Origin of the sequence: Prevotella sp. SGI.167 (assembly GCF_050313615.1) — a bacterium.
GTDB lineage: Bacteria > Bacteroidota > Bacteroidia > Bacteroidales > Bacteroidaceae > Prevotella.
In genome coordinates this window covers 1-1,468 of the sequence record NZ_JBNPLT010000094.1, presented here as the reverse complement: position 1 = coordinate 1,468, position 1,468 = coordinate 1, and the positions used below count along the sequence as shown (strand labels likewise).

General features: G+C 39.7%; 4 protein-coding genes. All 4 read left to right on the top strand.

Annotated elements, in window-relative coordinates; all coding sequences use genetic code 11:
* A partial coding sequence (locus tag ACQRBJ_RS15995) for a hypothetical protein (protein ID WP_445304224.1) occupies nucleotides 1-410 on the top strand: 410 nt, incomplete at its 5' end.
* 2 nt (nucleotides 411-412) lie between these two features.
* The gene (tnpB, locus tag ACQRBJ_RS15990; protein ID WP_445304223.1) at nucleotides 413-745 is read left to right on the top strand and encodes an IS66 family insertion sequence element accessory protein TnpB; all 333 of its coding nucleotides are present in this window, start codon (nucleotides 413-415) and stop codon (nucleotides 743-745) included.
* Complete coding sequence (locus ACQRBJ_RS15985) at nucleotides 742-1,095, top strand: hypothetical protein (RefSeq protein WP_441934577.1); 354 nt, start codon at nucleotides 742-744, stop codon at nucleotides 1,093-1,095. Before tnpB ends, ACQRBJ_RS15985 begins: the two co-directional genes overlap by 4 nt.
* Nucleotides 1,096-1,141: 46 nt before the next feature.
* On the top strand, nucleotides 1,142-1,468 hold a 327-nt coding region (locus ACQRBJ_RS15980), incomplete at its 3' end, for a hypothetical protein (RefSeq protein WP_445304222.1).

Sequence of the window (1,468 nt, the reverse complement as noted above, 5' to 3'; positions counted from 1 at the left end):
TTAGCCCGTATGGCGGTACCTATATAATATATTACCTTTGCATCCGTAATCAAAACAATTTGATAATGGAAACAAGGGAATATTTCGAAAAAGTGATGCAGGATTACAACCAAAATCGTAAAGGTCGTAGCTTGCGCAAGTATTGTAAGGATGAGGCAGTGGATTATGACTGGCTCATTGAGTTTAAGAAATCATATCGTTCAAATCAGCTTCAACCAGATGAAAACAAGAAGCTAGGCGAAGGTGAGTTTATCGCTTTGACAGTTGAGGAGAATTTTGTTCCCGAGCAACAAACTCCTGCAGGTTGGCAAGTTGAGAGACTGATTTTGAAGTCTCCGACTGGTGATGAGATGGAAATCAAGTGTTCTAACCTGTTTGCAGTTGCAGAACTGCTGCGTAAAATGTCATAGCCATGCTGAATTTCACTTCTCGAACAACTTATTATTTGAGTTCCACACCAACTGATATGCGCAATGGTCGTGAGAGCTTGGCAGGAATCATCCGTGAAAAAATGCAGCATGATCCTTATAGTTATGATGAAGCCTTCATCTTCTATTCCAAGGATTACCGCAAGGTTAAAATATTACATTATGATATCAATGGTTTTGTCTTATACCAGAAGTGGTTTGATGACGGTAAGTTTCTCAAGCCTCGTTTCTTGGAGGCAGCTCGCTGTCATAAGATAAGCCGTGAGACATTGATACTGTTGCTATCAACATCCGTACAAACGGAAATCATATTATGAATACTGATATTAAGAGTTTGATACCATCCATGCATGCAGAACTGAAGCGTATGCAATCTCGTGTTGCAGAGCTTCAAGTTTCATTGCAGCAAGGCTCATCTGATGAAAAGGCGATTCGAGAGGAAATTTCTCGAATGAATCTGCGTCAGGTTGAAATCATGGATGCGATGGTAGAGATACAAGAGTATATTTTGGGCAAGCAGGAAGCATTGCTTGCCCTATTGAGAGAGCGCAAATCTCTTCTGACAGCAAAAGAAGCTTTGGAAAAGAAAAACAAGGAATACGAGGAAAAGTTGTTTTTGAAATCTTGTAAGCTTCTGAAAAACAAGTGGTTATATAACTTTTCTTAACAAGAAATAGTTGTATATGTCGCAGAAATTTAGTACCTTTGTAAACATGATAAATAACAAGAGTAATATAGAGATGCAGCTTGCTACGTATAAGTCAATGTTGACTAAAGCTAGCAATGACCTTGCCAAGTCCAAACATCTTGTTGGCTTGCTCAAACAGCAGATTGAGCAAGGTAATACAGAGTTGTCGGAGGAACTTGACAAGGCAAACGAGCGTATCTCTATGTTAAGCGAAGATTTATCAGATGCAAATGCTCGTATCTATGTGTTGGAGGTGGCTTTGACCCAAGCGGAATCTGATAACTCAGATTTACGGGCAGAGGTATCTCGACTTCATTCCAAGGCAGATGATTATGAAAAGGCAAATGCCTTG

Excerpts from the sequence above, each read along its gene's own strand:
- tnpB (WP_445304223.1), top strand. The coding sequence starts at position 413 with ATGCTGAATTTCACTTCTCGAACAACTTATTATTTGAGTTCCACACCA.
- ACQRBJ_RS15985 (WP_441934577.1), top strand. The coding sequence starts at position 742 with ATGAATACTGATATTAAGAGTTTGATACCATCCATGCATGCAGAACTG.